25 protein-coding genes are annotated in these 25,774 nt (G+C 72.4%); 19 read left to right on the forward strand and 6 right to left on the reverse strand.

The genetic code is table 11. The features are described 5' to 3' along the window. Positions 1–79: 79 nt before the first annotated feature. A complete protein-coding gene (locus ACZ45Q_RS27465) occupies positions 80–727 on the forward strand; it encodes an HU family DNA-binding protein (RefSeq protein ID WP_468266106.1) in 648 nt (215 codons plus the stop codon). A 185-nt stretch (positions 728–912) separates the two neighbouring features. Here the strand turns inward: ACZ45Q_RS27465 and ACZ45Q_RS27470 are convergent, their stop codons facing one another. Continuing rightward, complete coding sequence (locus ACZ45Q_RS27470) at positions 913–1,116, reverse strand: hypothetical protein (RefSeq protein ID WP_468266108.1); 204 nt, start codon at positions 1,114–1,116, stop codon at positions 913–915. Between the two features lie 9 nt (positions 1,117–1,125). After that, positions 1,126–1,764: a 2-phospho-L-lactate guanylyltransferase gene (gene cofC, locus ACZ45Q_RS27475; protein WP_468266110.1), complete on the reverse strand. Its 639-nt coding sequence runs from the start codon at positions 1,762–1,764 to the stop codon at positions 1,126–1,128. A 155-nt stretch (positions 1,765–1,919) separates the two neighbouring features. On the opposite strand from cofC, the gene ACZ45Q_RS27480 reads away from it, so the two are divergent. From ACZ45Q_RS27480 to ACZ45Q_RS27490, 3 genes are all read left to right on the forward strand, one after another. Continuing rightward, positions 1,920–2,684, forward strand: a complete 765-nt coding sequence (locus ACZ45Q_RS27480; protein ID WP_468266112.1) for a lysophospholipid acyltransferase family protein — start codon at positions 1,920–1,922, stop codon at positions 2,682–2,684. Further along, positions 2,681–3,691: an NAD(P)H-dependent glycerol-3-phosphate dehydrogenase gene (locus ACZ45Q_RS27485; protein ID WP_468266114.1), complete on the forward strand. Its 1,011-nt coding sequence runs from the start codon at positions 2,681–2,683 to the stop codon at positions 3,689–3,691. The genes ACZ45Q_RS27480 and ACZ45Q_RS27485 overlap by 4 nt, the downstream gene beginning before the upstream one ends. Positions 3,692–3,795: 104 nt before the next feature. Further along, entirely contained in the window at positions 3,796–4,953 is a 1,158-nt protein-coding gene (locus ACZ45Q_RS27490; RefSeq protein ID WP_468266116.1) for a D-alanine--D-alanine ligase family protein, read from the forward strand. Positions 4,954–5,180: 227 nt separating this feature from the next. Here ACZ45Q_RS27490 and ACZ45Q_RS27495 read toward each other — a convergent pair whose 3' ends face one another. Beyond that, positions 5,181–5,414 (reverse strand): Lrp/AsnC family transcriptional regulator, encoded by a 234-nt coding sequence (locus tag ACZ45Q_RS27495; protein WP_003997603.1) that lies wholly within the window; start codon positions 5,412–5,414, stop codon positions 5,181–5,183. A gap of 233 nt (positions 5,415–5,647) precedes the next feature. Between ACZ45Q_RS27495 and ACZ45Q_RS27500 the strand changes: the two genes are divergently transcribed. Both ACZ45Q_RS27500 and thiD read left to right on the forward strand, forming a co-directional pair. Next, on the forward strand, positions 5,648–6,616 hold the full coding sequence (locus tag ACZ45Q_RS27500; RefSeq protein WP_468266118.1) for a thiamine-phosphate kinase: 969 nt from the start codon (positions 5,648–5,650) through the stop codon (positions 6,614–6,616). Beyond that, positions 6,613–7,419, forward strand: coding sequence for a bifunctional hydroxymethylpyrimidine kinase/phosphomethylpyrimidine kinase (thiD, locus tag ACZ45Q_RS27505; protein WP_468266120.1), 807 nt, complete (start codon positions 6,613–6,615; stop codon positions 7,417–7,419). Before ACZ45Q_RS27500 ends, thiD begins: the two co-directional genes overlap by 4 nt. A 113-nt stretch (positions 7,420–7,532) precedes the next feature. On the opposite strand, the gene rpmB is transcribed toward thiD, so the two are convergent. After that, positions 7,533–7,718 carry a 50S ribosomal protein L28 gene (rpmB, locus tag ACZ45Q_RS27510; RefSeq protein ID WP_003993230.1) on the reverse strand — a complete coding sequence of 62 codons (186 nt, stop codon included), beginning with the start codon at positions 7,716–7,718 and terminating at the stop codon, positions 7,533–7,535. 269 nt (positions 7,719–7,987) lie between these two features. Here rpmB and ACZ45Q_RS27515 point away from each other — a divergent pair, with 269 nt between their 5' ends. The 9 genes from ACZ45Q_RS27515 to mutM all read left to right on the forward strand — a co-directional run bounded on the left by ACZ45Q_RS27515 (position 7,988) and on the right by mutM (position 17,329). Beyond that, positions 7,988–9,724, forward strand: coding sequence for a DAK2 domain-containing protein (locus ACZ45Q_RS27515; protein ID WP_468266122.1), 1,737 nt, complete (start codon positions 7,988–7,990; stop codon positions 9,722–9,724). Positions 9,725–9,807: 83 nt separating this feature from the next. Next, a complete protein-coding gene (gene recG, locus ACZ45Q_RS27520) occupies positions 9,808–12,030 on the forward strand; it encodes an ATP-dependent DNA helicase RecG (RefSeq protein ID WP_468266124.1) in 2,223 nt (740 codons plus the stop codon). 139 nt (positions 12,031–12,169) lie between these two features. Continuing rightward, complete coding sequence (rsmD, locus tag ACZ45Q_RS27525; protein ID WP_468266126.1) at positions 12,170–12,754, forward strand: 16S rRNA (guanine(966)-N(2))-methyltransferase RsmD; 585 nt, start codon at positions 12,170–12,172, stop codon at positions 12,752–12,754. 26 nt (positions 12,755–12,780) lie between these two features. Beyond that, entirely contained in the window at positions 12,781–13,260 is a 480-nt protein-coding gene (coaD, locus tag ACZ45Q_RS27530) for a pantetheine-phosphate adenylyltransferase (RefSeq protein WP_468266301.1), read from the forward strand. Positions 13,261–13,429: 169 nt separating this feature from the next. Further along, a complete protein-coding gene (locus tag ACZ45Q_RS27535; protein WP_468266303.1) occupies positions 13,430–14,551 on the forward strand; it encodes a cell division initiation protein in 1,122 nt (373 codons plus the stop codon). Between the two features lie 124 nt (positions 14,552–14,675). Then, positions 14,676–15,320 (forward strand): YceD family protein, encoded by a 645-nt coding sequence (locus ACZ45Q_RS27540; protein ID WP_468266305.1) that lies wholly within the window; start codon positions 14,676–14,678, stop codon positions 15,318–15,320. Positions 15,321–15,322: 2 nt separating this feature from the next. Further along, positions 15,323–15,496: a 50S ribosomal protein L32 gene (gene rpmF / locus ACZ45Q_RS27545; RefSeq protein ID WP_003951102.1), complete on the forward strand. Its 174-nt coding sequence runs from the start codon at positions 15,323–15,325 to the stop codon at positions 15,494–15,496. A gap of 7 nt (positions 15,497–15,503) precedes the next feature. Continuing rightward, positions 15,504–16,355 carry a ribonuclease III gene (gene rnc / locus ACZ45Q_RS27550; protein WP_468266128.1) on the forward strand — a complete coding sequence of 284 codons (852 nt, stop codon included), beginning with the start codon at positions 15,504–15,506 and terminating at the stop codon, positions 16,353–16,355. A 113-nt stretch (positions 16,356–16,468) separates the two neighbouring features. Then, positions 16,469–17,329: a bifunctional DNA-formamidopyrimidine glycosylase/DNA-(apurinic or apyrimidinic site) lyase gene (mutM, locus tag ACZ45Q_RS27555; RefSeq protein WP_468266130.1), complete on the forward strand. Its 861-nt coding sequence runs from the start codon at positions 16,469–16,471 to the stop codon at positions 17,327–17,329. Here the strand turns inward: mutM and ACZ45Q_RS27560 are convergent. Together ACZ45Q_RS27560 and ACZ45Q_RS27565 are read right to left on the reverse strand one after the other, a co-directional pair. Continuing rightward, a complete protein-coding gene (locus ACZ45Q_RS27560; protein ID WP_468266132.1) occupies positions 17,319–17,726 on the reverse strand; it encodes a winged helix-turn-helix transcriptional regulator in 408 nt (135 codons plus the stop codon). The genes mutM and ACZ45Q_RS27560 overlap by 11 nt on opposite strands. 81 nt (positions 17,727–17,807) lie before the next feature. Next, positions 17,808–19,031, reverse strand: a complete 1,224-nt coding sequence (locus ACZ45Q_RS27565) for a CAP domain-containing protein (protein ID WP_468266134.1) — start codon at positions 19,029–19,031, stop codon at positions 17,808–17,810. A 161-nt stretch (positions 19,032–19,192) separates the two neighbouring features. On the opposite strand from ACZ45Q_RS27565, the gene ACZ45Q_RS27570 reads away from it, so the two are divergent. The 4 genes from ACZ45Q_RS27570 to ACZ45Q_RS27585 all read left to right on the forward strand — a co-directional run bounded on the left by ACZ45Q_RS27570 (position 19,193) and on the right by ACZ45Q_RS27585 (position 25,690). Further along, entirely contained in the window at positions 19,193–19,474 is a 282-nt protein-coding gene (locus ACZ45Q_RS27570) for an acylphosphatase (protein ID WP_468266136.1), read from the forward strand. Positions 19,475–19,855: 381 nt separating this feature from the next. After that, positions 19,856–20,059, forward strand: a complete 204-nt coding sequence (locus ACZ45Q_RS27575) for a hypothetical protein (protein ID WP_142192916.1) — start codon at positions 19,856–19,858, stop codon at positions 20,057–20,059. 336 nt (positions 20,060–20,395) lie between these two features. Continuing rightward, a complete protein-coding gene (gene smc, locus ACZ45Q_RS27580; RefSeq protein WP_468266138.1) occupies positions 20,396–24,004 on the forward strand; it encodes a chromosome segregation protein SMC in 3,609 nt (1,202 codons plus the stop codon). 267 nt (positions 24,005–24,271) lie between these two features. Beyond that, on the forward strand, positions 24,272–25,690 hold the full coding sequence (locus ACZ45Q_RS27585; RefSeq protein WP_468266140.1) for a sugar porter family MFS transporter: 1,419 nt from the start codon (positions 24,272–24,274) through the stop codon (positions 25,688–25,690). Positions 25,691–25,774: the final 84 nt, after the last annotated feature.

Below are 25,774 nucleotides of genomic sequence, written 5' to 3' on the forward strand. Positions count from 1 at the left end.
TGATTTGCGGTATATATCTGCCTAACGTGCGAAAAAGCTTGAACATTCTCGTTCTGGCAATGTCTCCGAAGGGGAAGACGTGAACAAGGCGCAGCTCGTAGAAGCGATTGCCGACAAGATGGGCGGTCGGCAGCAGGCCGCCGACGCCGTCGACGCGGTCCTGGACGCCATCGTCCGCGCCGTGGTCGGAGGGGACCGGGTCTCGGTCACCGGCTTCGGTTCCTTCGAGAAGGTCGACCGTCCGGCCCGCTACGCCCGCAACCCCCAGACCGGCGAGCGGGTTCGGGTCAAGAAGACCTCGGTGCCGCGTTTCCGCGCGGGTCAGGGCTTCAAGGACCTGGTGAGCGGCTCGAAGAAGCTCCCGAAGAACGACATCGCGGTCAAGAAGGCCCCCAAGGGCAGCCTCTCCGGACCGACCCCGTCGATCGCCAAGGCCGTGGGCAAGAAGGCCGCCGCCAAGAAGACCACCGGTGCGGCGAAGAAGACCACCGCCAAGAAGACCACCGGTGCGGCCAAGAAGACGACGGCCAAGAAGACCACGGGCGCGGCCAAGAAGACCACGGCGAAGAAGGCCCCCGCCAAGAAGGCCACCACCAAGACCACCGCGGCGAAGAAGACCACCGCCAAGAAGGCCCCGGCGAAGAAGGCCACGGCCAAGAAGGCGCCGGCCAAGAAGTCGACCGCGCGCAAGACCACCGCCAAGAAGGCCACCGCCCGCAAGAAGTAACGGGCACCAGGGCACCAGGGCACTCACGCGCCGGGCCGGACTCCCTCTCGGAGTCCGGCCCGCGGCCTGTTCCGGGGCGGCCTGTTCCGGGGCGCCGCCGCCCCGCGGCCCGGAGCCCCCGGAGAAGATCACCGGCTCCGTGCGGAGGTCACCGGCTCCATGCGGATCACCGGATCCGCAGGCGGTCACAGCGTCTGCAACGTCACCAGGGTGATCCGGCGGGCCTCGCCCTCGCCCTCCGTCTCGATGCGCACCCGCTGCCCGGGGCGCAGCAGTCTCAGGCCGCCCGCGTCGAACGCCGCCGCGTCGAAGGGCACGGGCGTGCCGTCGTCCAGCAGCACCTGCCCGCTGCGGCTGTCCGGGTCGTACGTGTATGCGGTCGCCTGCATGAGGGCAGCCTACTGCCCGGGGATCAGCAACCGCGCGGCGACAGCGGCCGTGTGCGGGCCCACCCCCAGGGCGAGCGCGGCCCGCAGATCGGCGCCGGTGTCGACGTCCTGCCGTACCGAATCCACCGCGTCGAGGGCGAGTTCCACCGCGCCCAGGGCACGGTGGCGGGCCCGGGAATCCGGGCCGAAGGCGGGGCGGAATTCACCGCCCGGGGCAGCGGCCAGCAGGGTGGTGCCGATTGCGGCGGCATCGGGGAGAAAGGCACGCGGGAATTGCCCGGCCGCGTTCAGTACCCGGCCCAATTCCGCCGGGCGGAGCGCCGGAAGATCGGCGTTCAGTGCCGCCACGGGACTTTCCGGACGCGAGGACCGCACCGTCCGCGCGGCATGGGCCAGCGCAGCGTTCAGACCCCCGCCGGGCTCGCCGGTGACCACCTGCGCGCCCAGCGCCGCCAGCTCCCGACCCGCCCGGACGTCGTCCGTGACGACTGCCACATCGCCGACCGCCGCGCAGGCCAGCGCCGCCGCCACGGTGTCCAGGGCGAACGCGAGCGCCAGCCCCGGCCGCACCCCGTCGTCCGCGGTGTCCGCCAGCCTGCTCTTGGCCCGGGCCAAGGGCTTCACGGGCACGACCAAGGTCCACTGCACGAGCGCTCCGTCCTTCTTCTGTCGCGGACATTGTCACCCGGGGGAGACGGTGCGCCCGGGGCCGGGGCGTACGGTGTTCTCGACAGACCGGCGGCCTGGGGCGACACTTGTGCGGCCCCCCTGGCCCCGGCCAGGCCCTAGAGGAAGGTGTCCGCGTGCCCCGCCGCAGAATCGGCTTCTGGTACCGCTTCGCCGCGGTGATCTGCAAACCGCCGCTGGTGCTCCTGATCAAGCGGGACTGGCGGGGAATGGAAAACATTCCGGCGGAGGGCGGATTCATCACCGCCGTGAACCACAATTCCCATATCGACCCCTTCGCGTACGCGCACTTCCAGTACAACACCGGACGGGTGCCGCGTTTCCTGGCGAAGAGCGGGCTTTTCAAGAAGGGGTTCGTGGGCGCCGCGATGCGCGGCACAGGCCAGATTCCCGTCTACCGGGAGAGCACGGACGCGCTCAGCGCCTTCCGTGCCGCCATCGACGCCGTGGAGCGCGGTGAGTGCGTCGCCTTCTACCCGGAGGGCACCCTGACCCGCGACCCCGACGGCTGGCCCATGACCGGCAAGACCGGTGCCGCGCGCGTCGCCCTCCAGACCAAGTGCCCGGTCGTCCCGGTCGCCCAGTGGGGCTGCAACGAACTGCTGCCGCCCTACGCCAAGAAGCCCCACCTGCTGCCGCGCAAGACCCATCGCGTGCTGGCGGGCCCGCCGGTCGACCTCTCCCGGTTCTACGACCGGGAGATGACCGCGGAGCTGCTGAAGGAGGCCACCGAGGAGATCATGGCCGCCATCACCCGCCAGCTGGAGGAGATCCGCGGCGAGAAGGCGCCCGACACCCCCTACGACCCGCGCCGCGAGCGCATCGAGCAGCGGCGTCGGACGCACAGGCAGCGCAAGCAGGCAGAAGGGCAGGGCACGTGAGCAAGCCCGTCAAGGCGGCCGTCTTCGGCACCGGATCCTGGGGCACCGCCTTCGGCATGGTCCTCGCCGACGCCGGGTGCGAGGTCACCCTCTGGGGGCGTCGCGCCGAACTCGCCGAAGCCGTCAACTCCACCCGCACCAACCCGGACTACCTGCCCGGCGTCGAACTCCCCGAGAACCTCAGGGCCACCACCGACCCCGCCGAGGCCGCGGCCGGCGCCGACTTCACCGTCCTCGCCGTGCCCTCCCAGACGCTGCGCGGCAACCTCGCCGACTGGGCGCCGCTGCTCGCCCCCGGCACCGTCCTGGTCTCCCTGATGAAGGGCGTCGAACTCGGCTCCGCGATGCGGATGAGCGAGGTCGTCGAGGACGTCGCCAAGGTCGGCGCCGACCGCATCGCCGTGGTCACCGGCCCCAACCTGGCCCGGGAGATCGCCGCCCGCATGCCCGCGGCGGCCGTGGTCGCCTGCCCCGACGAGGCCGTGGCCCGGCGCCTTCAGACCGCGTGCCACACCCCGTACTTCCGCCCGTACACCAACACCGACGTCGTCGGCTGCGAACTCGGCGGCGCGGTGAAGAACGTCATCGGGCTCGCCGTCGGCATCGCGGACGGCATGGGCCTCGGCGACAACGCCAAGGGTTCCCTCATCACCCGGGGCCTGGCGGAGACGACGCGCCTCGGCGTCGCGCTCGGCGCCGACCCGCTGACCTTCTCCGGACTCGCGGGCCTGGGCGACCTGGTGGCGACCTGCTCCTCGCCGCTGTCCCGCAACCACACCTTCGGCACCAACCTCGGCAAGGGCATGACCCTGGAGGAGACCATCGCGGTCACCCGGCAGACCGCCGAGGGCGTCAAGTCCTGCGAGTCGGTGCTGGATCTGGCCCGGCAGCACGGCGTCGACATGCCGATCACCGAGACGGTCGTCGGCATCGTGCACGAGGGCAAGCCGCCGGTGGTGGCCCTCAAGGAGCTGATGTCGCGCAGCGCCAAGCCCGAGCGACGCTGAGCGACAGCCGCGCGGTCCGCCGGGCGGCACCCGGGCGGCGCCCGGGCGACGCGGCCGTGCCGACGCTGTCTCGGGGCACTACCAACGGGTACTCTCAACGCGATATGAGCACCGAGAACCTCCCCCAGAGCCCCGAGCAGCCGTCTCGCAAGCCGCGTGTGGCCGTCGTGTTCGGCGGGCGCAGCTCCGAACACGGGATCTCCGTGGTCACCGCCGGCGCCGTCCTCGCGGCCATCGACCGGACGCGCTACGACGTCCTGCCGATCGGCATCACCCAGGACGGCCGTTGGGCCCTGGCCGCCGACGAACCGGAACGCATGGCGATCACCGACCGGCGCACCCCCAGCGTCGAGCAGCTCGCCGAGTCGACCGAGGGCCATGTGGTGCTCCCCGTCGACCCCGCCGACCGCGAAGTCGTCTACAGCGAGCCGGGCTCGGTGCCCAAGGCGCTCGGCGAGGTGGACGTCGTCTTCCCGGTGCTGCACGGCCCGTACGGTGAGGACGGCACCCTCCAGGGGCTGCTGGAGCTGTCCGGAGTGCCCTACGTGGGCTCGGGTGTGCTCGCCTCGGCCGTCGGCCAGGACAAGGAGTACATGAAGCGGGTCTTCACCTCCTTCGGGCTCAAGGTCGGCCCCTACGTGGTGATCCGGCCGCGCGAGTGGGAGCAGGACCGTTCCGCCGCCCGCAGGAAGATCGTCGACTTCGCCGGCGATCACGGCTGGCCGCTGTTCGTGAAGCCCGCCCGCGCGGGTTCCTCCATCGGCATCACCAAGGTCGACGACCCGGCCGGCCTCGACGAGGCGATCGCCGAGGCACAGCGCCACGACCCGAAGATCCTCGTGGAGGCCGCGCTGCGCGGCCGGGAGATCGAGTGCGGGGTGCTGGAGTTCGAGGACGGCCCGCGGGCCTCCGTACCCGCCGAGATCCCGCCGCCCGAGACGCACGCGTACTACGACTTCGAGGCCAAGTACATCGACTCCACGCCCGGCGTCGTGCCCGCCCCGCTCACCGCGGAGGAGACCGCCGAGGTGCAGCGGCTCGCGGTGGCGGCGTTCGACGCGGCCTCCTGCGAGGGGCTGGTGCGCGCGGACTTCTTCCTCACCGAGGACGGCGAGTTCGTGATCAACGAGATCAACACCATGCCCGGCTTCACGCCGATCTCCATGTACCCGCAGATGTGGCAGGCCAGCGGGGTGAGCTACCCGGAGCTGGTGGACCGGCTGGTGCGGGCCGCGCTGCGCAGGCCGACGGGACTGCGCTGACCCGAGACCGCACGACAAGAAGGCGATCCCCGCAAGGGATCGCCTTCTTCCGCGTGGGCTCCCGCCGTCGCGGGCGCAGTATGATCAGCGGGTTTCCCAGCCCGCCGTGTCAGGTTTCGGCCACAGCTTCGTGACCTTCGTGTCCGGCGCCCTCGGGCCGGGAACCGCCGTCGGCGCGCCGTCGTCTGCGGTGAGGCAAGGGGATGGCCGGGAGCGGCGGACGGGGGCTAGAGATGGACGACCGGGCAGGTCAGGGTACGGGTGATGCCGTCCACCTGCTGGACCTTGGCGACGACCATCCGGCCCAGGTCGTCGACGGTGTCGGCCTGGGCCCGCACGATGACGTCGTAGGGCCCGGTGACGTCCTCGGCCTGGATCACCCCAGGGATCTTGCTGATCGTCTCGGCGACGGTCGACGCTTTGCCGACCTCCGTCTGGATCAGGATGTACGCCTGTACCACGGAACCTCCAGGGCGGCCACGAGGATCATGGGGGAAAAGGAACGCCACGGTATCGCGTCGCCGTGCGCCGCGGGGAGACCCGGGGGGTGCGAGGGTCGCGCGCCGGGGGTGCGGGGACGACGGGAGTTGACGACTCCGGCGACCGGGACCACGACGCCGGTCACTTCGACCGTAACGAGGACACTGATGACGCGCGACCGGGCACGGACCGGGACGGAAGGGGAGCAGGGATCATGAAGGGCACGGTTGGTGAGCTCGGCGAGTTCGGGCTCATCAGGGAGCTCACCTCCCGTCTCACCACCACCCCGGCGGTCCGGGTGGGCCCCGGCGACGACGCCGCCGTGGTCGCCGCCCCCGACCGCCGGGTGGTGGCCAGCACCGACATCCTGGTGGAGGGCCGGCACTTCCGCCGCGACTGGTCCACCGCGTACGACGTGGGCCGCAAGGCGGCGGCACAGAACCTCGCCGACATCGCCGCCATGGGGGCCGTGCCCACGGCGCTGCTGCTCGGCCTGGTGGTCCCCGCCGAACTGCCGGTGACCTGGCCGACCGAGCTGATGGACGGGCTGCGCGACGAGTGCCAGGTCGCGGGCGCCTCCGTGGTCGGCGGCGACGTGGTGCGCGGCGACACCATCACCGTGTCCATCACCGCGCTCGGCGACCTGCGCAACCAGGAGCCGGTCACCCGGGCCGGCGCCCAGCCCGGCGACCTCGTCGCCGTGACCGGCTGGCTCGGCTGGTCCGCCGCCGGGTTCGCCGTGCTCTCGCGCGGCTTCCGCTCGCCGCGCGCCTTCGTGGAGGCGCACCGGCGCCCGGAACCGCCGTACCACGCCGGTCCGGCCGCCGCCGGGCTCGGGGCCACCGCGATGTGCGACGTCAGTGACGGGCTGATCGCCGACCTCGGCCACATCGCCGAGGCCAGCAAGGTCAGGATCGACATCCGCTCCGGCCAGATCGACATCCCGTCCCAGATGAACGACATCGGCCAGGCCGTCGGCGTCGACCCGATGCAGTGGGTGCTGACCGGGGGAGAGGACCACGCGATCGTGGCGACCTTCCCGCCGGACGTGAAGCTGCCCGCCCGCTGGAAGGTGATCGGCGAGGTCCTCAACCCCTCCGCGCTGCCCCAGGTGACCGTGGACGGGGCACCCTGGACGAGCAAGGGCGGCTGGGACCACTTCGGAGGGGAGATCGAGTCATGAGCGTGCCACCGAGGGTGCTGACGGTCGCCGGTTCCGACTCCGGCGGCGGCGCCGGCGTCCAGGCCGACCTGAAGGCGATGCTGGCGCTCGGCGTGCACGGGATGAGCGTGATCACCGCGGTGACCGCGCAGAACTCCCTGGGCGTGCAGGGCGCCTGGGAGCTGCCGGTGGACGCGGTCCGCGCCCAGTACCGCAGCGTCGTCGACGACATCGGCGTGCAGGCGGTCAAGACCGGCATGCTCGCCTCCGCCGAACTGGTCGAGACGGTCGCCGAATTGCTCGCGGGCACCGACGCTCCCGCCGTCGTCGACCCGGTCGGCGTCTCCAAGCACGGCGACGCGCTGCTGGCCGCCTCCGCCCTGGACTCCGTCCGCACCAAGCTGCTGCCGGTCGCGACCGTCGCCACGCCCAACCTGGACGAGGTGGCGCAACTGACCGGCGTTCGGGTCGAGTCGGAGGACGACATGCGCCGGGCCGCCGCGGCCGTGCTGGAGTACGGCCCGCGCTGGGCGCTGATCAAGGGCGGTCATCTGCCCGGGGAGGCCGTCGACCTGCTCACCGACGGCTCAGACGAGCACTGGCTGCGGGCCCCGCGCCACGACAACCGGCACACCCACGGCACCGGCTGCACCCTCGCCTCGGCGATCGCCGCGCACCTGGCCAAGGGGCGGTCCGTGCCGGAGGCCGTGGCGGCGGCGAAGGAGTACGTCACCGGCGCCATCGCGGCCGGCTTCGCGCTCGGCGGCGGCATCGGACCGGTGGACCACGGCTGGGCGCTGGGGCGCGGCACGCCCGGGACGTGAGCGGCGGGGCCCTGCGGGGTCCGCCGCTTCCGGGCACGCAAAAAGCCGGTCCACGCTCCGGTGGACCGGCTAAGTGCGGCGAACCAGCAGTGGCCGCGCGCTGTTGCTGAGCGTCAGCGCGAGACCTTGCCGGCCTTGATGCACGAGGTGCAAGCGTTCACGCGCTTCGGCGTCCCGCCGACCACGGTACGCACACGCTGGATGTTCGGGTTCCAGCGGCGGGACGTACGGCGGTGCGAGTGCGAGATGTTGTTGCCGAAGCCCGGCCCCTTGCCGCAGACGTCGCAGTTGGCAGCCACGGGTCACTCCAAAGACTTCAGATGCACTTACGGTGGATCCCGGCATGCCGGGATCAAGATCTACGAGCCCTCGCGAGCGGTTCGAGATCTGAGTGGCGTTGCCAGGGGAATGGCCCGATCAGGATCGGGCAACCGGAGCAGCATACAACGGCTGCGCCCGTACAACGAAACTACCACGGCAGCACCGGGCCGCTCCCCGGCCCGCCTCCTGCGGGCACCGCCGCAAGGTCTACGCTGCCTGCCACGTCCAGCAGCTCAGGGAGGCGCAGGTGGCGCAGGTGCCGCAGAGGTTCTTCGACGCTCTGGCGGTGCGCACCTGGTGCGGCCTGGCCCTGCGGGCGCTGGGCGGCGCCCGCGAGGAGATCGACGCCATCAACGTCTACCCGGTCGCGGACGGGGACACCGGCACCAACCTCTACCTGACCGTCGAGTCGGCCGCCGCCGCCGTGGAGGCGGTGTTCTCCGCGCACGAAGTGGGCTCACCGGCCGCCGGCGGGACCACGGCCCGCTCCGGCGGCCCCACGCTCGCGGACGCCGCGCGCGCGATGGCGCACGGGGCGCTGATCGGCGCGCGGGGGAACTCCGGGACGATCCTGGCGCAGCTGCTGCGCGGCATGGCCCAGGTGCTCGCGGCCGAGGGTGAGAGGGCTCACACGGACGGGACGGGCCTCGGGCTGGCCCTGCGGCGGGCCGCCGACTCCGCCCGGCAGGCCGTGGCCCACCCGGTCGAGGGCACGGTCCTGACGGTCGCCTCGGCAGCCGCCGACGCCGCCGAGGGCACCTACGGCGACTGCGGAGCCGTGGCCCGCGCCGCCTACGAGGGCGCCCGCACGGCGCTCGCCGCGACCCCCGGCCAGCTGCCCGTGCTGGAGCGCGCCGGGGTGGTCGACGCCGGCGGCCACGGCCTGGTCACGGTGCTCGCCGCCCTGCTGGAGACCCTCACGGGAGAGGTCCCGGCGGCGGCTCCCAAAGCGGCCCCGCACGCGCGCGTGGAGCCGCCGGGCGGCCCGGACGCGCCGCCGCAGGTCCCCGAGGGGTGCGCCCCGGAGCCGGGGGAGGAGCACGGGGCGGGCGGCCCCGCCTTCGAGGTGATCTACCTCCTGGAGGCCGAGGACTCGGCCGTGGCACGGCTGCGCGAGCGACTGGACGCCCTCGGCGACTCCCTCGTCGTGGTCGGCGGCGACGGGCTGTGGAACGTCCACGTGCACGTCGACGACGCGGGCGCCGCCGTGGAGGCGGGCGTCGAGGCCGGGCGGCCCCACCGCATCCGCATCACCCACTTCGGGCACGAGGACGTGCACACCACCCGCGCCGAGCGCCCGCCCCAGGAGCGGGCCGAGCGGGCCCGGCGGGCGGTGGTGGCCGTGGTGCCCGGCGAGGGACTGGCGGGGCTGTACGCCGAGGCCGGCGCGACCACCGTGCTCGCGCGCCCCGGGGAGCCGCCCGCCAGCGGGGAGCTGGTCGAGGCGGTACGACGGGCGCACGCCCGCGAGGTGGTGCTGCTGCCGAACGACGCCGAGCTGCGCCACACCGCCGCGGCCGCGGCCGAGCAGGCCCGGGCGGCGGGCGTCCGCGTGGCCCTCATCCCGACCCGCTCGGCGGTGCAGGGGATCGCGGCGCTCGCCGTGCACGAGCCCGGGCGGCGCTTCGACGAGGACGTCGTGTCGATGACCTCCGCGGCGGGCGCCACCCGGTACGCCGAGGTCACCGTCGCCGAACGGCAGTCCTGGACCACGGCCGGCATCTGCCAGGCCGGCGACGTCCTCGGCCTCATCGACGGCGACGTCGCCGTGATCGGCTCGGACGTCACCGCCACCGCCGAGACCGTCCTGGACCGGATGCTCGCGGCCGGCGGCGAGCTGGTCACCCTCGTCCTCGGCGACGAGGCCCCCGAGACCGTCACCGACCGCCTCCAGGCCCGGGTCAGGGAGGCGTACCTCGCCGTGGACACGGTGGTCTACCGGGGCGGCAGGCAGGGCTCGCTGCTGCTCATCGGGGTCGAGTAGCCGAGGCCGCCCCGCCTGGGACGAGCCGTCCGGCCAGCGGCTTCTCGGGGACGTCCGCGGCATTGTCAGTGGCGTGGTGTGCAATGGATCTCGTGCCCGCACTGCAAGAACCGATGGAACGCCCACTGAAGTCGGTGCTCGGCCCCGCCACCGCGAAGGTGATGGCCGAACACCTCGGCCTGCACTCGGTCGGTGACCTCCTCCACCACTACCCGCGCCGTTACGAGGAGCGCGGCCAGCTCACCCACCTCGCCGACCTCCCGATGGACGAGCACGTCACGGTGGTCGCCCAGGTCGCCGACGCCCGGCTGCACACCTTCGCCTCCGCCAAGGCCCCGCGCGGCAAGGGGCAGCGGCTGGAGGTGACGATCACGGACGGCAGCGGCCGGCTCCAGCTGGTCTTCTTCGGCAAGGGCGTCCACAAGCCCCACAAGGAGCTGCTGCCCGGCACCCGCGCGATGTTCGCCGGCAAGGTGTCCGTCTTCAACCGCCGCCTCCAGCTCGCCCACCCGGCGTACGAACTGCTGCGCGGCGACGGCGAGGAGGCGACCGAGTCGGTCGAGAGCTGGGCGGGCGCCCTCATCCCGATCTACCCGGCCACCGCCAAGCTGGAGTCCTGGAAGATCGCCAAGGCCGTGCAGACCGTTCTGCCCGGCGCCCAGGACGCCGTCGACCCGCTCCCCGCCACGCTGCGCGAGGGACGCGGCCTGATCTCCCTGCCCGAGGCCCTGCTGAAGGTCCACCGCCCGCAGACCAGGGCCGACATCGCCGACGCCCGCGCCCGGCTGAAGTGGGACGAGGCCTTCGTCCTCCAGGTCGCCCTGGCCCGCCGCCGGCACGCCGAGGCGCAGCTCCCCGCCGTCCCGCGCCGCCCGAAGCCCGACGGCCTGCTCGCCGCCTTCGACGACCGGCTGCCCTTCACGCTCACCGACGGCCAGCGGAAGGTCTCCCGCGAGATCTTCGACGGCCTCGCCACCGACCACCCGATGCACCGTCTCCTCCAGGGCGAGGTCGGCTCCGGCAAGACCCTGGTCGCCCTGCGCGCCATGCTCGCCGTGGTCGACACCGGCGGACAGGCCGCGCTGCTGGCCCCCACCGAGGTGCTCGCCCAGCAGCACCACCGGTCGGTCGTGGAGATGATGGGCGAGCTGGCCGAGGGCGGCATGCTGGGCGGCGCCGAGCACGCCACGAAGGTCGTCCTGCTCACCGGCTCCATGGGCGCCGCCGCCCGCCGCCAGGCCCTGCTCGACCTGGCCACCGGCGAGGCCGGCATCGTCATCGGCACCCACGCGCTGATCGAGGACAAGGTGCAGTTCCACGACCTGGGCCTGGTCGTCGTGGACGAGCAGCACCGCTTCGGAGTGGAGCAGCGCGACGCCCTGCGCGGCAAGGGGAAGCAGCCCCCGCACCTGCTGGTCATGACCGCCACGCCCATCCCGCGCACGGTCGCCATGACCGTCTTCGGCGACCTGGAGACCTCGGTCCTGGACCAGCTCCCGGCGGGACGCTCCCCGATCGCCAGCCATGTGGTCCCGGCCGCCGACAAACCCCACTTCCTCAGCCGCGCCTGGGAACGGGTCCGCGAGGAGGTGGCGGGCGGCCACCAGGCGTACGTGGTCTGCCCGCGCATCGGCGACGAGGAGGACGACCCGAAGAAGGCCGGGAGATCCGCCGAGGACGACGCGGAGAAGCGCCCCCCGCTGGCCGTCCTGGACATCGCCGAGCAGCTCGCCGGCGGACCTCTGAAGGGTCTGCGGGTCGAGGTCCTGCACGGCCGGATGGCGCCCGACGACAAGGACGCCGTCATGCGCCGCTTCGCCGCCGGCGACACCGACGTCCTGGTCGCCACGACCGTCGTCGAGGTCGGCGTCAACGTGCCCAACGCCACCGCCATGGTGATCATGGACGCGGACCGCTTCGGCGTCTCCCAGCTCCACCAGCTCCGCGGCCGGGTCGGCCGCGGTTCCGCCCCCGGTCTGTGTCTGCTGGTCACCGAGATGCCCGAGGCGAGCCCGGCCCGGCAGCGGCTGGACGCGGTGGCGTCGACGCTGGACGGCTTCGAGCTGTCCCGCATCGACCTGGAGCAGCGCCGGGAGGGCGACGTCCTGGGCCAGGCCCAGTCCGGCGCGCGCTCCTCGCTGCGGGTCCTCGCCGTCATCGAGGACGAGGAGATCATCGCCGAGGCGAGACAGGAGGCCACGGCCCTCGTCCGCGCCGACCCCGAGCTGACGCGCCTGCCCGGCCTGCGGACGGCCCTGGCCGCCCTGCTGGACGAGGAGAGGGAGCAGTACCTGGAGAAGGGCTGACCCGCGCCCACGTACGCAGACGTGGGCTGAGCCGCGCCCACGTAAGCGCACGCGGGGGCCGCCACGCCCGCGTGGCTACCGGCGCGCGGACGCGACCAGCCACAATGAACGGGAAGCCGTCCACGACCAAGGACCGAAGATGACCCGCGTAATCGCCGGCGAGGCCGGCGGACGTCGACTCGCCGTCCCCCCGGGCAACGGAACCCGCCCCACCTCCGACCGTGCCCGCGAAGGTCTCTTCTCCACCTGGCGGTCCCTCCTCGGCGGCCCGCTGGACGGCGAACGCGTCCTCGACCTCTACGCCGGCTCCGGCGCGGTCGGCCTGGAGGCCCTCTCCCGGGGCGCGGGCCACACCCTCCTGGTGGAAGCCGACGCCCGGGCCGCCCGCGTGGTCCGTGAGAACGTGCGGAACCTCGGCCTCCCGGGCGCCGAGGTGAGACACGGCAAGGCCGAGCAGATCATCAAGACGCCCCCCGCCCAGCCGTACGACCTGGTCTTCCTCGACCCCCCGTACGCGGTCACGGACGACGATCTTCGCGAGATCCTCCTCACACTCCGCTCGGAGGGCTGGCTCGATGAGCAAGCGCTCGTCACCGTGGAGCGCAGCACCAGGGGCGGGGAGTTCCGGTGGCCGGACGGCTTCGACGCGATCCGGGCCCGCCGCTACGGCGAGGGAACGTTTTGGTACGGTCGCGCCGCCTCTACGTGCGAAGACGCACGATGACCGGACCGGAGAGCGAGGGATCACAAGTGCGCCGCGCCGTCTGTCCCGGGTCGTTCGACCCCATCACCAACGGACACCTCGACATCATCGCCCGAGCCTCCAGGCTGTACGACGAGGTCTACGTCGCGGTGATGATCAACCAGGCCAAGCGGGGCCTGTTCGAGATCGAGGAGCGGATCGAGCTCATCCGCGAGGTCACCGCCGAGTACGGCAACGTCCGCGTCGAGTCCTTCCACGGCCTCCTCGTCGACTTCTGCAAGCAGCGCGACATCCCCGCCATCGTCAAGGGCCTGCGCGCGGTCAGCGACTTCGACTACGAGTTGCAGATGGCCCAGATGAACAACGGCCTCTCCGGTGTGGAGACCCTCTTCATCCCCACCAACCCCACCTACAGCTTCCTGTCGTCCTCCCTGGTCAAGGAGGTCGCCACCTGGGGCGGCGACGTCTCCCACCTGGTGCCCCCGGCGGTCCTGAGCGCGCTCGGCGAGCGCCTCCGCAAGGACTGACGCACCCCGCCTCCACCCCTCGTGCACCCCCGCCTCCACCCCCCTCGTACGCGGCCCCGCCGCAGCCCCGGAGGCTGACCACCCGTCACCCGGTGTCCGGCCGGTGCCGCAGGGTCGTACAGTCGTGGCGTCCGTCTCCAACACAGCTGTAGAGAGTGGCGAGCACACGGTGGACGTGCAGAAGAAGCTGGACGAGATCGTCACCCTGGTCTCCGGCGCCCGCGCCATGCCCATGTCGGCCTCGTGCGTGGTCAACCGCGCCGAACTGCTCTCGATGCTCGAAGAGGTGCGTGCGGCGCTGCCCGACTCCCTCGCCCAGGCCCAGGAGCTGATCGGCGACCGCGAGCAGATGGTGGCGCAGGCCCGCCAGGAGGCCGAGCGGATCATCGAGACCGCGCACGCCGAACGCGGTTCCCTGATCTCCGACACCGAGGTCGCCCGCCGCTCCCAGGCCGAGGCCGACCGCATCCTGGCCGAGGCCCGCCAGGAGGCCGAGGAGGTCCGCGCCGAGGCCGACGACTACGTCGACTCCAAGCTCGCCAATTTCGAGGTCGTCCTCACCAAGACGCTCGGCTCCGTCGGCCGGGGCCGCGAGAAGCTGCTCGGCACCGGCCCCGGCCTGGACGAGGACGGCTACGCGGACGAGGACGCCCCCGAGCGCAGCCACGACCCCGAGACCCTGCGGCGCAGCGCCGACGCCTACGTCGACGCCAAGCTGGGCGCCTTCGAGGCGGTGCTGGCCAAGACCCTGGACGCGGTCGGCCGCGGGCGCGAGAAGCTCCACGGCCGGATCGCCAGCGACGACCTCGGCGCCCTCGCCGACGACGCGACCACCGTCCAGCACTCCAGCGACGCCGACTACCTCGCCGACCTCGCGGCCCTCGCCGACGCCCCCGGCGGGCAGCCCCGCCCGGCGGTACCGGCCCAGCAGACGTACGACACCCACAGCGCCCAGGGCACCGGCCAGGACGCCTACGCGGACGCCCACGGCTACCCGCCGCAGCCCGCCGCCGACCCGTACGGCTACCAGCAGCAGTACGCCGCCCAGCAGGACCCCTACGGCTACCAGCAGGCCGACCCCTACGCCGCCTATCAGGGCTACGACGCCCAGCAGCCGGCGTACGCCGCCCAGCACGGCTTCGCTCAGCCCCAGCAGCCCGCCCAGCTGCCCCAGGCCCAGCAGGACCGGCAGCCGCAGGCGCTGGACGAGACCAGCCTGTTCGACACCAGCATGATCAGCGCCGAACAGCTGCGCCAGTACGAACAGCAGCGCTACGAACAGGGACGCTGAGACCCGATTGGGCCGATGGCGAAAGGTCCAGTATCCTGGCTCTTCGGTCGCGCGTATGTCCGCGATCAACGCTGCCCGGAACGCCGAGGGCGGCGCCCCCCAGCTCAGCAGATCGAAAGCAGGAATGGCTCTGAACGCCCGCCTCGACCACCGCAACCCTCTCGTGATCGACACGCACGAGCTGGGCCGGCGTCCTGGTGCGCTGCAGCGCCTGACCCGCACGGTCGACGCTCCCAAGGACCTCGGTCTCCAGGGGGTCATCGGAGTGCCGGAAGGCGCCCCGGTGGAGCTCGAGCTGCGGCTCGAGTCGGTCATGGAAGGTGTGCTCGTCACAGGCACCGCCCGTGCGAAGGCCGAGGGGGAGTGCGTAAGGTGTCTGGAGCCGCTCGAGCTGGAGCTCGACGCGGACTTCCAGGAGATGTTCTCGTACCCTGACGCCGACGACCGGGGCCGCGTGATCGCGGAACCGGGCGACGACGCCGAGGACGACGAGGACAGACTCTTCGTCGAGGACGGTTTGATCGGCCTCGAACCCGTGCTGCGCGATGCGGTGGTGCTCGCACTGCCGATGCAGCCGGTGTGCCGGGAGGACTGCCCCGGGCTGTGCGCCGAGTGCGGCGCCCGGCTCGCGGACGACCCGGAGCACCACCATGACGCCGTCGACATCCGTTGGGCGGCATTGCAGGGACTCGCCGACACCATGACGGACGGCGAGAAGGACGACAAGAGCGGCGCCGAACCGGGCGTCGACGAGAAGCAGGAGAAGTAGCCGTGGCTGTTCCGAAGCGGAAGATGTCGCGCAGCAACACGCGCCACCGCCGGTCGCAGTGGAAGGCTGCGGTCCCCACCCTGGTTGCGTGCGAGCGCTGCCACGAGCCCAAGCAGCAGCACATCGCGTGCCCGTCGTGCGGCACTTACAACAAGCGCCAGGTCCTCGAGGTCTGAGCGGCTGGTGAGAGGCACTGTGTCCACTGCCAAGAAGGCGGAAGACGCCAAGGCGGACGCACCCGCCAAAAAGAAGTCGGACAACCAGGCCTCGTCCCACACGCTTCTGGAAGGGCGGCTCGGCTACCAGGTCGAGTCCGCCCTTCTGGTGCGAGCGCTGACCCACCGTTCCTACGCGTACGAGAACGGCGGTCTGCCGACGAACGAGCGGCTGGAGTTCCTCGGGGACTCCGTGCTCGGCCTCGTCGTCACGGACACGCTGTACCGCACCCACCCCGACCTGCCCGAAGGCCAGCTGGCCAAGCTGCGGGCCGCGGTGGTCAACTCTCGTGCGCTGGCGGAGGTGGGCCGCGGGCTCGACCTGGGTTCCTTCATCCGGCTCGGCCGGGGTGAAGAGGGCACGGGCGGCCGGGACAAGGCGTCCATCCTCGCCGACACCCTCGAAGCGGTGATCGGCGCGGTCTATCTCGACCAGGGCCTCGACGCGGCCTCCGAACTGGTGCACCGCCTGTTCGACCCGCTGATCGAGAAGTCCTCCAACCTCGGTGCCGGCCTGGACTGGAAGACCAGCCTCCAGGAGCTCACCGCGACCGAAGGGCTCGGCGTCCCCGAGTACCTGGTCACGGAGACCGGTCCCGACCACGAGAAGACCTTCACTGCTGCCGCCCGCGTCGGAGGCGTCTCGTACGGCACCGGCACCGGCCGCAGCAAGAAGGAGGCGGAGCAGCAGGCCGCCGAGTCCGCATGGCGGTCCATCCGGGCCGCGGCGGACGAGCGCGCCAAGGCGCGGGCCGAGGCCGCGGACCCGGCAGACGCCGTTCCGCAGCCGAACGCCGACGCCTCGTCGGCCTCCGCCTGACACCGCACAGCACGGTACGACCCGAGCGCCCGCCCCTGCCCCGGGGCGGGCGCTCGGCTCGTCCCCGCGGTCAGCCCGTCCATCCCGTCCGCCAGTCCTCCCGAGGGGAAGCCATGCCCGAGTTGCCCGAGGTCGAGGTCGTACGGCGGGGCCTGGAGCGGTGGGTCGCCCACCGGGCCGTCGCCGACGCCGTCGTCCTGCACCCGCGCGCGGTGCGCCGGCACATCGCCGGGCCCGACGACTTCGCCCACCGCCTTCAGGGCCACCGCATCGGCACGCCCCGCCGCCGCGGCAAGTACCTGTGGCTGCCGCTGGAGGACACCGGCCAGGCGGTCCTCGCCCACCTCGGCATGAGCGGCCAGCTGCTGGTCCAGCCGCACGAGGCGCCGGCCGAGAAGCACCTGCGCATCCGGGTCCGCTTCGCCGACGCCCTCGGCACCGAACTGCGCTTCGTCGACCAGCGCACCTTCGGCGGCCTGTCCCTGCACGACACCACCGACGACGGACTGCCCGACGTCATCGCGCACATCGCCCGCGACCCTCTGGACCCCCTCTTCGACGCCGAGGCCTTCCACCTCGCCCTGCGCCGCAAGCGCACCACGATCAAACGCGCCCTGCTCGACCAGTCCCTGATCAGCGGCGTCGGCAACATCTACGCGGACGAGGCCCTGTGGCGCGCCCGCCTGCACTACGAGCGCCCCACGGCGACCCTCACCCGCCCCCGCACCACCGAACTCCTCGGCCACGTCCGGGACGTCATGAACGCCGCCCTCGCCGTGGGCGGCACCAGCTTCGACAGCCTGTACGTCAACGTCAACGGTGAGTCCGGCTACTTCGACCGCTCACTCGACGCCTACGGCCGCGAGGGCCTGCCCTGCCGCCGCTGCGCCACACCGATGCGCCGCCGCCCGTGGATGAACCGCTCCAGCTACTACTGCCCGAAGTGCCAGCGGGCGCCGCGCGTCACACCGTAGACCGGGTCCGCCGGGCCTCGTAGCGCTCGCGGGCCGCCAGGACCTCGTCCATGGCGCCCTCCAGGCACTCGATGAGGGCGACCAGCCGCCCGGCCACCTCACGGCCGAGCGCCGTCAGCTCGTAGTCCACCCGGGGCGGGTTGGTGGGCTGGGCCTCGCGGTGCACCAGGCCGTCGCGCTCCAGCGCCTGGAGGGTCTGGGAGAGCATCTTCTCGCTGACGCCGTCCACCCGCCGCCGCAGCTCGTTGAAGCGGAACGAGCCCGCGTGCAGGGCGCCGAGGGTCAGCGCACCCCAGCGTCCGGTGACATGCTCCAGCGTGCCCCGCGAGGGGCACGCCTTCGAGAACACGTCGTACGGCAGCTCCTGCTCCGCCGCGCGCTCCTGCATGGTCGACATGCCTCCAGCGTACGTGAGCCCGACACGCCCCCACAGCAAGCGCTGCCCGCCCGCAAGCGCCCGCCCGCGGTGATCAACGGCTCAGTAGCCGAAGTTCTGCGTCCACCACGGGCCGCCCGCGCCGAACTGCACGCCCACGCCCAGGGTCCGGAAGTCGCAGTTGAGGATGTTGGCCCGGTGGCCGGGGCTGTTCATCCAGGCCTCCATCACGGCCTGTGCGTCGGCCTGGCCCCGGGCTATGTTCTCGCCGCCGAGGTTGCTTATCCCGGCCTTCTCGGCGCGGTCCCAGGGGGTTGCGCCGCTGGGGTCGGTGTGGTCGAAGAAGCCCTGCCGGGCCATGGCCGCGCTGAAGTCGCCGGCCAGGTCCGCCAGGGCGCTGTTGGCCGCGAGCGGGGTGCAGCCGGCCTTGGCCCGCTCCTCGTTCACGAGCTTCAGCACCTGGGCCTCGGCGGCCGTCTCGCGGGACACCGTCACCGGCGCGTCGGGGCGCTCGGGCTGCTGGGTGGCCGTGCGGGACGGGGCCGGCCCGGCCTCCGGCTTCTTGCTGGGGCTGGGGGTTCTCGGCTGCCCGGCCGGCTTCTCCGGCTCGGTCCGCTCCCGGGACTCCGACTTCTCGGACTTCGAGGGGGCCTCGGCCGGCGCGGACGACGTCGACGGGGTCTTCGAGGGCGACTTCTCCGGCGCCGCCGACGACGGAGACGACGAGGAGGAGGGCGCGGAGGGGGAGGCCGAGCGGTCGGTGTCACGGGTGGTGGGCGCGGAGCCGTCACGGCCGCCGTCGACGCTGCCCGAGGTGCCGCCGAGCCCGGTCGGCGTGTTGGTCGGCACGTCCGCGGACTGGACCCGGTCGCCCGTGCCGCCGCCCCCGCCGAGCCGGTAGTCGTCGAGGCCGGGCACCACGCCCGTGGCCACGGCCACCGTGCCGAGGGCCACCGCCGCGGAGACGCCGAGCAGCCCCGTGCGGACCGGTGCGGCGGCCTTCTTCTTCCGGCGCCGGTGCGAGCCGTTCCGCCGGGGGCCGTCGTCCGGGGAGAAGCCCTCGCTCGGGAAGGCGACGGTGTGCCCGGCCCGCGGACGGTCGCCGTCGGCGGAGTCGTCCGGGGCGAACAGGTAGGCGTCGCTCCGCGCGCGCACCTCGGCGTACGCCTCGGGGTTCAGATAGGGGGCGATCCCCATCGAGGGGGTCTCGCCCGCGGTCGAGTCCAGCGGGGCCCGGCCCCCTGCCTCGGGGCCCTCGTGGTGCGTGGCCCCCGTGGCGCGGCCCGTGGCGGCGCGGCCGGCGGCGGAGCGTCGGTGGCGTCCCATGTCCTGGCCTTCCTCGTCCTTACGGTCGACTCGTCCTCGCGATCATCACCGAACTCACACGATCGAGTGAGTTTCATATGAGATTCATTGGGTCGGGACGGTACCGCATGCCGCTGGGGGCGGATGTGTCCGAAGGGACATTGACTGGTTAGGTTGCACTCATGAGCGAGGATGTACGGCTGGTGGCCTGGGTGCGGGGGCACGTGCAGGGCGTGGGTTTCCGCTGGTTCACGCGAGCCCGGGCCCTGGAGCTCGGCGGCCTGAGTGGCTTTGCTCTCAATTTGGGCGACGGCCGCGTCCAGGTCGTCGCGGAAGGGCCGCGGGAGCGCTGCGAGGGGCTGCTCGACTGGCTGCGCGGCGACGACACGCCCGGCCGCGTGGACGGTGTCACCGAGATCTGGGACACACCCCGCGGCGGCTACGACGGCTTCGCCATCCGCTGATCCACGGGCGTACGGACGCCCCCCGGGCTCGCTCGGAGCCGGCCGCCGAGGGATGCCGGGAAGGAAAACGGGCAGGTGATCGGCGAGAAGCCCTTGCCAGGAAGGACCCTCGCGCGACAGGATGATCGCCACGCCCCGAAGGGCCCGCAGGAGTCGCAGCGCCGCCGCTTCCCGGCCGCGCGCCCCGGGTCGCCCGCCAATACGGGGCGTGATCGTGTTGACCGTCAAACTTTTTGGTGAGACGCTGAAAGCCCCGCGCACCTTAGCTGTTTGGCATGGTTGAACGGCACCAAGAACTCCATAGTGCCAAGCACCGCGGGTGCGAATCCCTCACGACCCACACCGCATCGGTCGGTCACTCATTGTGGAGGACCATCCATCATGGCAAAGGCGCTTCTCGGTTACGTCGGCGGCTCCGACCCTCGACTCCTCGCCGAGATGCGACGGCTCCAGCAGCGCGTCCAGGATCTGGAATCCGAGCTCGTACGCATCCAGGCCGAGAACGACGCACTGACGGCTGCCGCTTCTCACGACAGGATCATGGAGAGCGTTGACGCACACCAGGCGGAGCCTGCGCTGACCTGATCACTGCATCGCTCCACGACGGCACACGCAGTGGTTGGGCTGCTCGTACTAACCGCTCGGTTGTCAGAGTTGCAAGGGACGCTTCGGCGTCCCTTCTTTCTTGCCCCCGCCTCGGCCTCGGTCTTTCCCGCCCCGCCCCGCGCTCCTCGGCCCTGGCGCCGCGCCTCGGCTTCCGGCGCCGCGCTCCTCGGCTTCCGCCCCTGCGGCCCCGGATCCCTTCCCCGCACATCCTTTCAGAGTCTTAACGTCTGGTGTGCCCTGCGCGTTCACCGGTGAAACCGCGGGGGTCCACCGGTTCATGGAGTGAGACACCCCCGGAGGGTAGAGTCCGGCGGCGTGCACCTGAAGGCCCTGACCCTCCGCGGGTTCAAGTCGTTCGCATCGGCGACCACGCTCCGGTTCGAGCCGGGGATCACGTGCGTCGTCGGACCGAACGGCTCGGGCAAGTCCAACGTCGTGGACGCGCTCAGCTGGGTCATGGGCGAGCAGGGCGCCAAGTCGCTGCGCGGCGGCAAGATGGAGGACGTCATCTTCGCCGGCACCACCGGCCGCCCGCCCCTGGGCCGGGCCGAGGTGTCGCTGACCATCGACAACTCCGACGGGGCCCTGCCCATCGAGTACGCCGAGGTCACCATCACGCGGATCATGTTCCGCAACGGCGGCAGCGAGTACCAGATCAACGGCGACACCTGCCGCCTGCTCGACATCCAGGAACTGCTCTCCGACTCCGGCATCGGCCGTGAGATGCACGTCATCGTCGGTCAGGGCCAGCTCGACTCCGTCCTGCACGCCGACCCCATGGGCCGCCGCGCCTTCATCGAGGAGGCCGCCGGCGTCCTCAAGCACCGCAAGCGCAAGGAGAAGGCGCTCAGGAAGCTGGACGCGATGCAGGCCAACCTCGCGCGCGTGCAGGACCTCACTGACGAGCTGCGCCGCCAGCTCAAGCCACTGGGCCGTCAGGCCGCGGTCGCCCGTCGCGCCGCCGTCATCCAGGCCGACCTGCGCGACGCCCGGCTGCGGCTCCTCGCCGACGACCTGGTACGGCTCCGGGAGGCCCTGCGGGCCGAGGTCGCCGACGAGGCCGCCCTGAAGGAACGCAAGGAGGCCGCCGAACGGGAGCTGGGCAAGGCCCTCAGGCGCGAAGCCCTCCTGGAGGACGAGGTGCGGCGGCTCACCCCGCGCCTGCAACGGGCCCAGCAGACCTGGTACGAGCTGTCCCAGCTCGCCGAGCGGGTGCGCGGCACGATCTCGCTGGCCGACGCCCGGGTGAGGAGCGCCACCTCGGCGCCGCCCGAGGAGCGCCGGGGCCGCGACCCGGAGGACCTGGAGCGCGAGGCCGCCCGCGTCCGCGAGCAGGAGGCCGAGCTGGAGGCCGCCCTGGAGGCCGCCGAACGCGCTCTGGAGGACACCGTCGCGCACCGCGCCGACCTGGAGCGCGAGCTGGCCCAGGAGGAGCGCCGGCTGAAGGACGTCGCACGCGCCATCGCCGACCGCCGCGAAGGTCTCGCCCGGCTCAGCGGCCAGGTCGGCGCCGCCCGCTCGCGGGCCGCGGCGGCCCAGGCCGAGATCGAGCGGCTGGCAGCCGCCCGGGACGAGTCGCAGGCACGGGCCGTCGCCGCCCAGGAGGAGTACGAGGCGCTCAAGGCCGAGGTCGACGGCCTCGACGCGGGCGACGCCGAACTCGCCGAGCGGCACGAGACGGCCAAGCGGCGGCTCGCGGAGGCCGACAGCGCCCTCGCCGCCGCCCGGGAGGCGGCCACCTCGGCCGAGCGCACCCGCGCCGCGACCCGGGCCCGCCACGAGACGCTGGCGCTGGGCCTGCGGCGCAAGGACGGCACCGGGATCCTGCTCGGGGCAGGGGAGAGGCTGACGGGACTGCTGGGGCCGGCGGCGGAGCTGCTGACGGTGACGCCCGGCTACGAGGTCGCCCTGGCCGCCGCGTTCGGCGCGGCGGCGGACGCGGTCGCCGTCGCCACCCCGGCCTCGGCGGCCGAGGCGATCCGTCTGCTGCGCAAGCAGGACGGGGGCCGGGCGGCGCTGCTCGTCTCGGGAGCACCGGAGGAGCCGGACGGCGGGACCACGCCTGCGGCGGACGCGGCGGACCGCGCGACCGGCCACGGCACACCCGCGGACGACCACCTTCCGGCTCCCCTCGCCGCGAGCTTCGTCCGGGGCCCCGCCGACCTTTTGCCCGCGGTCCGCCGGCTGCTGAGGGACATCGTCGTGGTCGACACCCTGGAAGCCGCGGAAGACCTCGTCTACAGCCACCCCCACCTCACCGCGGTCACCGCCGAAGGCGACCTCCTGGGCGCCCACTTCGCCCACGGCGGCTCCGCGGCCGCCCCCAGCCTTCTGGAGGTCCAGGCCTCCGTCGACGAGGCCGCGGCCGAGCTGGAGGAACTGGAAGCCCGCTGCGAGGAACTCGCCCACCGGCAGCGGACGGCGACGCAGCGGCGCACGGAGGCCGCCGCCCTCGTGGAGGAACTCGGCGAGCGGCGCCGGGCCGCCGACCGGGAGAAGTCGGCCGTGGCCCAGCAGCTGGGCCGGCTCGCCGGGCAGGCGCGCGGCGCCGCCGGAGAGGCCGAGCGGTCCGCCGCCGCGGCCGAGCGGGCGCAGGAGGCGCTCGACAAGGCGCTGGCGGACGTCGAGGAGCTGGCCGAGCGGCTGGCCGTCGCCGAGGAGATGCCGGTCGAGGAGGAACCCGACACCGCCCGTCGGGACCGGCTGGCCGCCGACGGCGCCAACGCCCGGCAGACCGAGATGGAGGCCCGCCTTCAGCTCCGTACGCACGAGGAACGGGTCAAGTCACTGGCCGGACGCGCCGACTCGCTCGACCGCGCCGCCCGCGCCGAACGCGAGGCACGCGCGCGTGCCGAGCAGCGCCGGGCCCGGTTGCGGCACGAGGCGGCGGTCGCCGGGGCCGTCGCCTCCGGGGCCCGCCAGCTGCTGGCGCACGTCGAGGTCTCCCTCGCCCGCGCCGAGGCCGAGCGCACCGCCGCCGAGGCCGCCAAGGCCCGGCGCGAGCAGGAGCTGGCCGCGGCGCGCACCGAGGGCCGCGATCTCAAGGCGGAGCTCGACAAACTGACCGATTCGGTCCACCGCGGGGAGGTACTCGGCGCCGAGAAACGGCTGCGGATCGAGCAGCTGGAGACCAAGGCGCTGGAGGAACTCGGTGTGGAACCGGAGGGGCTCGTGGCGGAGTACGGCCCCCACCAACCGGTGCCGCCCTCGCCCCCCGCCGAGGGCGAGGAGCTGCCCGACGACCCCTCTCACCCGCGCAACCGGCCCCGGCCCTTCGTCCGGGCCGAGCAGGAGAAGCGGCTGAAGGCCGCCGAACGCGCCTACCAGCAGCTCGGCAAGGTCAACCCGCTGGCCCTGGAGGAGTTCGCGGCACTGGAGGAGCGGCACCAGTTCCTCAGCGAGCAGCTGGAGGACCTGAAGAAGACCCGCGCCGATCTGCTCCAGGTCGTCAAGGAGGTCGACGAGCGCGTCGAGCAGGTCTTCACCGAGGCCTACCGGGACACGGCCCGGGAGTTCGAGGGCGTGTTCGGCCGGCTCTTCCCCGGCGGTGAGGGGCGGCTGATCCTCACCGACCCCGACGACATGCTGACCACGGGCGTGGACGTCGAGGCCCGGCCGCCCGGCAAGAAGGTCAAGCGGCTGTCGCTGCTGTCGGGCGGGGAGCGGTCGCTGACCGCCGTGGCGCTGCTGGTGTCCATCTTCAAGGCCCGGCCGAGCCCGTTCTACGTCATGGACGAGGTCGAGGCGGCGCTCGACGACACCAACCTCCAGCGGCTGATCCGGATCATGCAGGAGCTCCAGGAGACGTCGCAGCTGATCGTCATCACGCACCAGAAGCGGACGATGGAGGTCGCCGACGCCCTCTACGGGGTGTCCATGCAGGGCGACGGTGTGTCGAAGGTCATCAGCCAGCGGCTCCGCTAGCGGACCCGGCGGTCCTGCGGAGCGGGTCGGCCTGCCTCGACTGGTCTACACCTGTCCTCATCTGGGATTCCCCGCACCCAACCCCACAGTGGCTTCACTCTTTGAACGCAAGCCGACACGCCGTCGGTCGAAATTCATAGCCAATGACCTATTGACTTCGGAACTTGAACGCATAGTGTCTCTCGAGTTGCTTTTACCTTCAGGACCGAGCGCCTCGAAGGGATGACCCCCACGCCGGCAGCGACGCCGGCGGCCCGAGGAGTACACGTGACCAGCACAGCGCAGGCACCAAAGTCAGGAGCCAGGACGGCTCAGCCCGATCACCTCGGGCACGTCATCTTCATCGCGGCGGCGGCTGCGATGGGCGGTTTCCTCTTCGGCTACGACAGTTCCGTGATCAACGGTGCCGTCGAGGGCATCCGGGACCGTTACGACATCGGCTCCGCGGCGCTGGCCCAGGTCATCGCCATCGCCCTGGTCGGCTGCGCCATCGGCGCCGCGACCGCCGGCCGGATAGCCGACCGCATCGGCCGCATCCGGGTCATGCAGATCGCCGCCGTCCTCTTCACGGCCAGCGCCATCGGCTCCGCGCTGCCCTTCACGCTGTACGACCTCGCCTTCTGGCGCGTCGTCGGCGGTCTGGCCATCGGTATGGCGTCCGTCATCGGCCCCGCCTACATCGCCGAGGTGGCCCCGCCCGCCTACCGCGGCCGGCTCGGCTCCTTCCAGCAGGCCGCGATCGTCATCGGCATCGCCATGTCGCAGCTGGTCAACTGGGGCCTGCTGCACGCCGCCGACGGCGACCAGCGCGGCACCCTGATGGGCCTCGAGGCCTGGCAGGTCATGCTCGGCGTCGAGGTCGTCCCGGCCGTCCTGTACGGCCTGCTCTCCTTCGCCATCCCCGAGTCCCCGCGCTACCTGCTCTCCACCGGCAAGCGCGAGCGCGCCCGGGAGATCCTCGCCGAGGTCGAGGGCAAGGACGTCGACCTGGACACCCGCGTCGCCGACATCGAGCGCGCCATGAGGAGCGAGCACAAGTCCAGCTTCCGCGACCTGCTGGGCGGCAGCTTCTTCTTCAAGCCGATCGTCTGGATCGGTATCGGCCTGTCGGTCTTCCAGCAGTTCGTCGGCATCAACGTCGCGTTCTACTACTCCGCCACGCTCTGGCAGTCGGTCGGCGTCGACCCGACGGACTCGTTCTTCTACTCCTTCACCACGTCGATCATCAACATCGTCGGCACCGTGATCGCGATGATCTTCGTCGACCGCGTCGGCCGCAGGCCGCTGGCCCTCATCGGCTCGGTCGGCATGGTGATCGGTCTCGCGCTGGAGGCCTGGGCGTTCTCCTACGACCTGGTCGACGGACAGCTGCCCGCCACCCAGGGCTGGGTCGCCCTGATCGCCGCCCACCTGTTCGTGCTCTTCTTCGCCCTGAGCTGGGGCGTGGTGGTCTGGGTCTTCCTCGGCGAGATGTTCCCGAACCGCATCCGCGCCGCCGCCCTGGGCGTGGCCGCCGCCGCCCAGTGGATCGCCAACTGGGCCATCACCGCGAGCTTCCCGTCGCTGGCCGACTGGAACCTCTCCGCGACGTACCTGGTCTACACGGTCTTCGCCGCGCTCTCCATCCCGTTCGTGCTGAAGTTCGTGAAGGAGACCAAGGGCAAGACACTGGAGGAGATGGGCTGAGCCCCCTCCGCACCAGCCCGGGGAGAGGAGCCAAGTCCCCGCTGCCCCTCTCCTCGTACACCAAGGCGTACTGCCCCGGCTCGC

The organism is Streptomyces sp. NPDC031049, assembly GCF_055571015.1.

What these genes read in the sequence shown, in the direction of transcription:
- ACZ45Q_RS27470 (WP_468266108.1), bottom strand. Translation starts at nt 1,116, where the DNA reads ATGCAGGCGACCGCATACACGTACGACCCGGACAGCCGCAGCGGGCAG.
- ACZ45Q_RS27490 (WP_468266116.1), top strand. Translation starts at nt 3,796, where the DNA reads ATGAGCACCGAGAACCTCCCCCAGAGCCCCGAGCAGCCGTCTCGCAAG.
- ACZ45Q_RS27500 (WP_468266118.1), top strand. Translation starts at nt 5,648, where the DNA reads ATGAAGGGCACGGTTGGTGAGCTCGGCGAGTTCGGGCTCATCAGGGAG.
- thiD (WP_468266120.1), top strand. Translation starts at nt 6,613, where the DNA reads ATGAGCGTGCCACCGAGGGTGCTGACGGTCGCCGGTTCCGACTCCGGC.
- recG (WP_468266124.1), top strand. Translation starts at nt 9,808, where the DNA reads ATGGATCTCGTGCCCGCACTGCAAGAACCGATGGAACGCCCACTGAAG.
- rsmD (WP_468266126.1), top strand. Translation starts at nt 12,170, where the DNA reads ATGACCCGCGTAATCGCCGGCGAGGCCGGCGGACGTCGACTCGCCGTC.
- ACZ45Q_RS27540 (WP_468266305.1), top strand. Translation starts at nt 14,676, where the DNA reads ATGGCTCTGAACGCCCGCCTCGACCACCGCAACCCTCTCGTGATCGAC.
- mutM (WP_468266130.1), top strand. Translation starts at nt 16,469, where the DNA reads ATGCCCGAGTTGCCCGAGGTCGAGGTCGTACGGCGGGGCCTGGAGCGG.
- ACZ45Q_RS27560 (WP_468266132.1), bottom strand. Translation starts at nt 17,726, where the DNA reads ATGTCGACCATGCAGGAGCGCGCGGCGGAGCAGGAGCTGCCGTACGAC.
- ACZ45Q_RS27565 (WP_468266134.1), bottom strand. Translation starts at nt 19,031, where the DNA reads ATGGGACGCCACCGACGCTCCGCCGCCGGCCGCGCCGCCACGGGCCGC.
- ACZ45Q_RS27570 (WP_468266136.1), top strand. Translation starts at nt 19,193, where the DNA reads ATGAGCGAGGATGTACGGCTGGTGGCCTGGGTGCGGGGGCACGTGCAG.
- ACZ45Q_RS27575 (WP_142192916.1), top strand. Translation starts at nt 19,856, where the DNA reads ATGGCAAAGGCGCTTCTCGGTTACGTCGGCGGCTCCGACCCTCGACTC.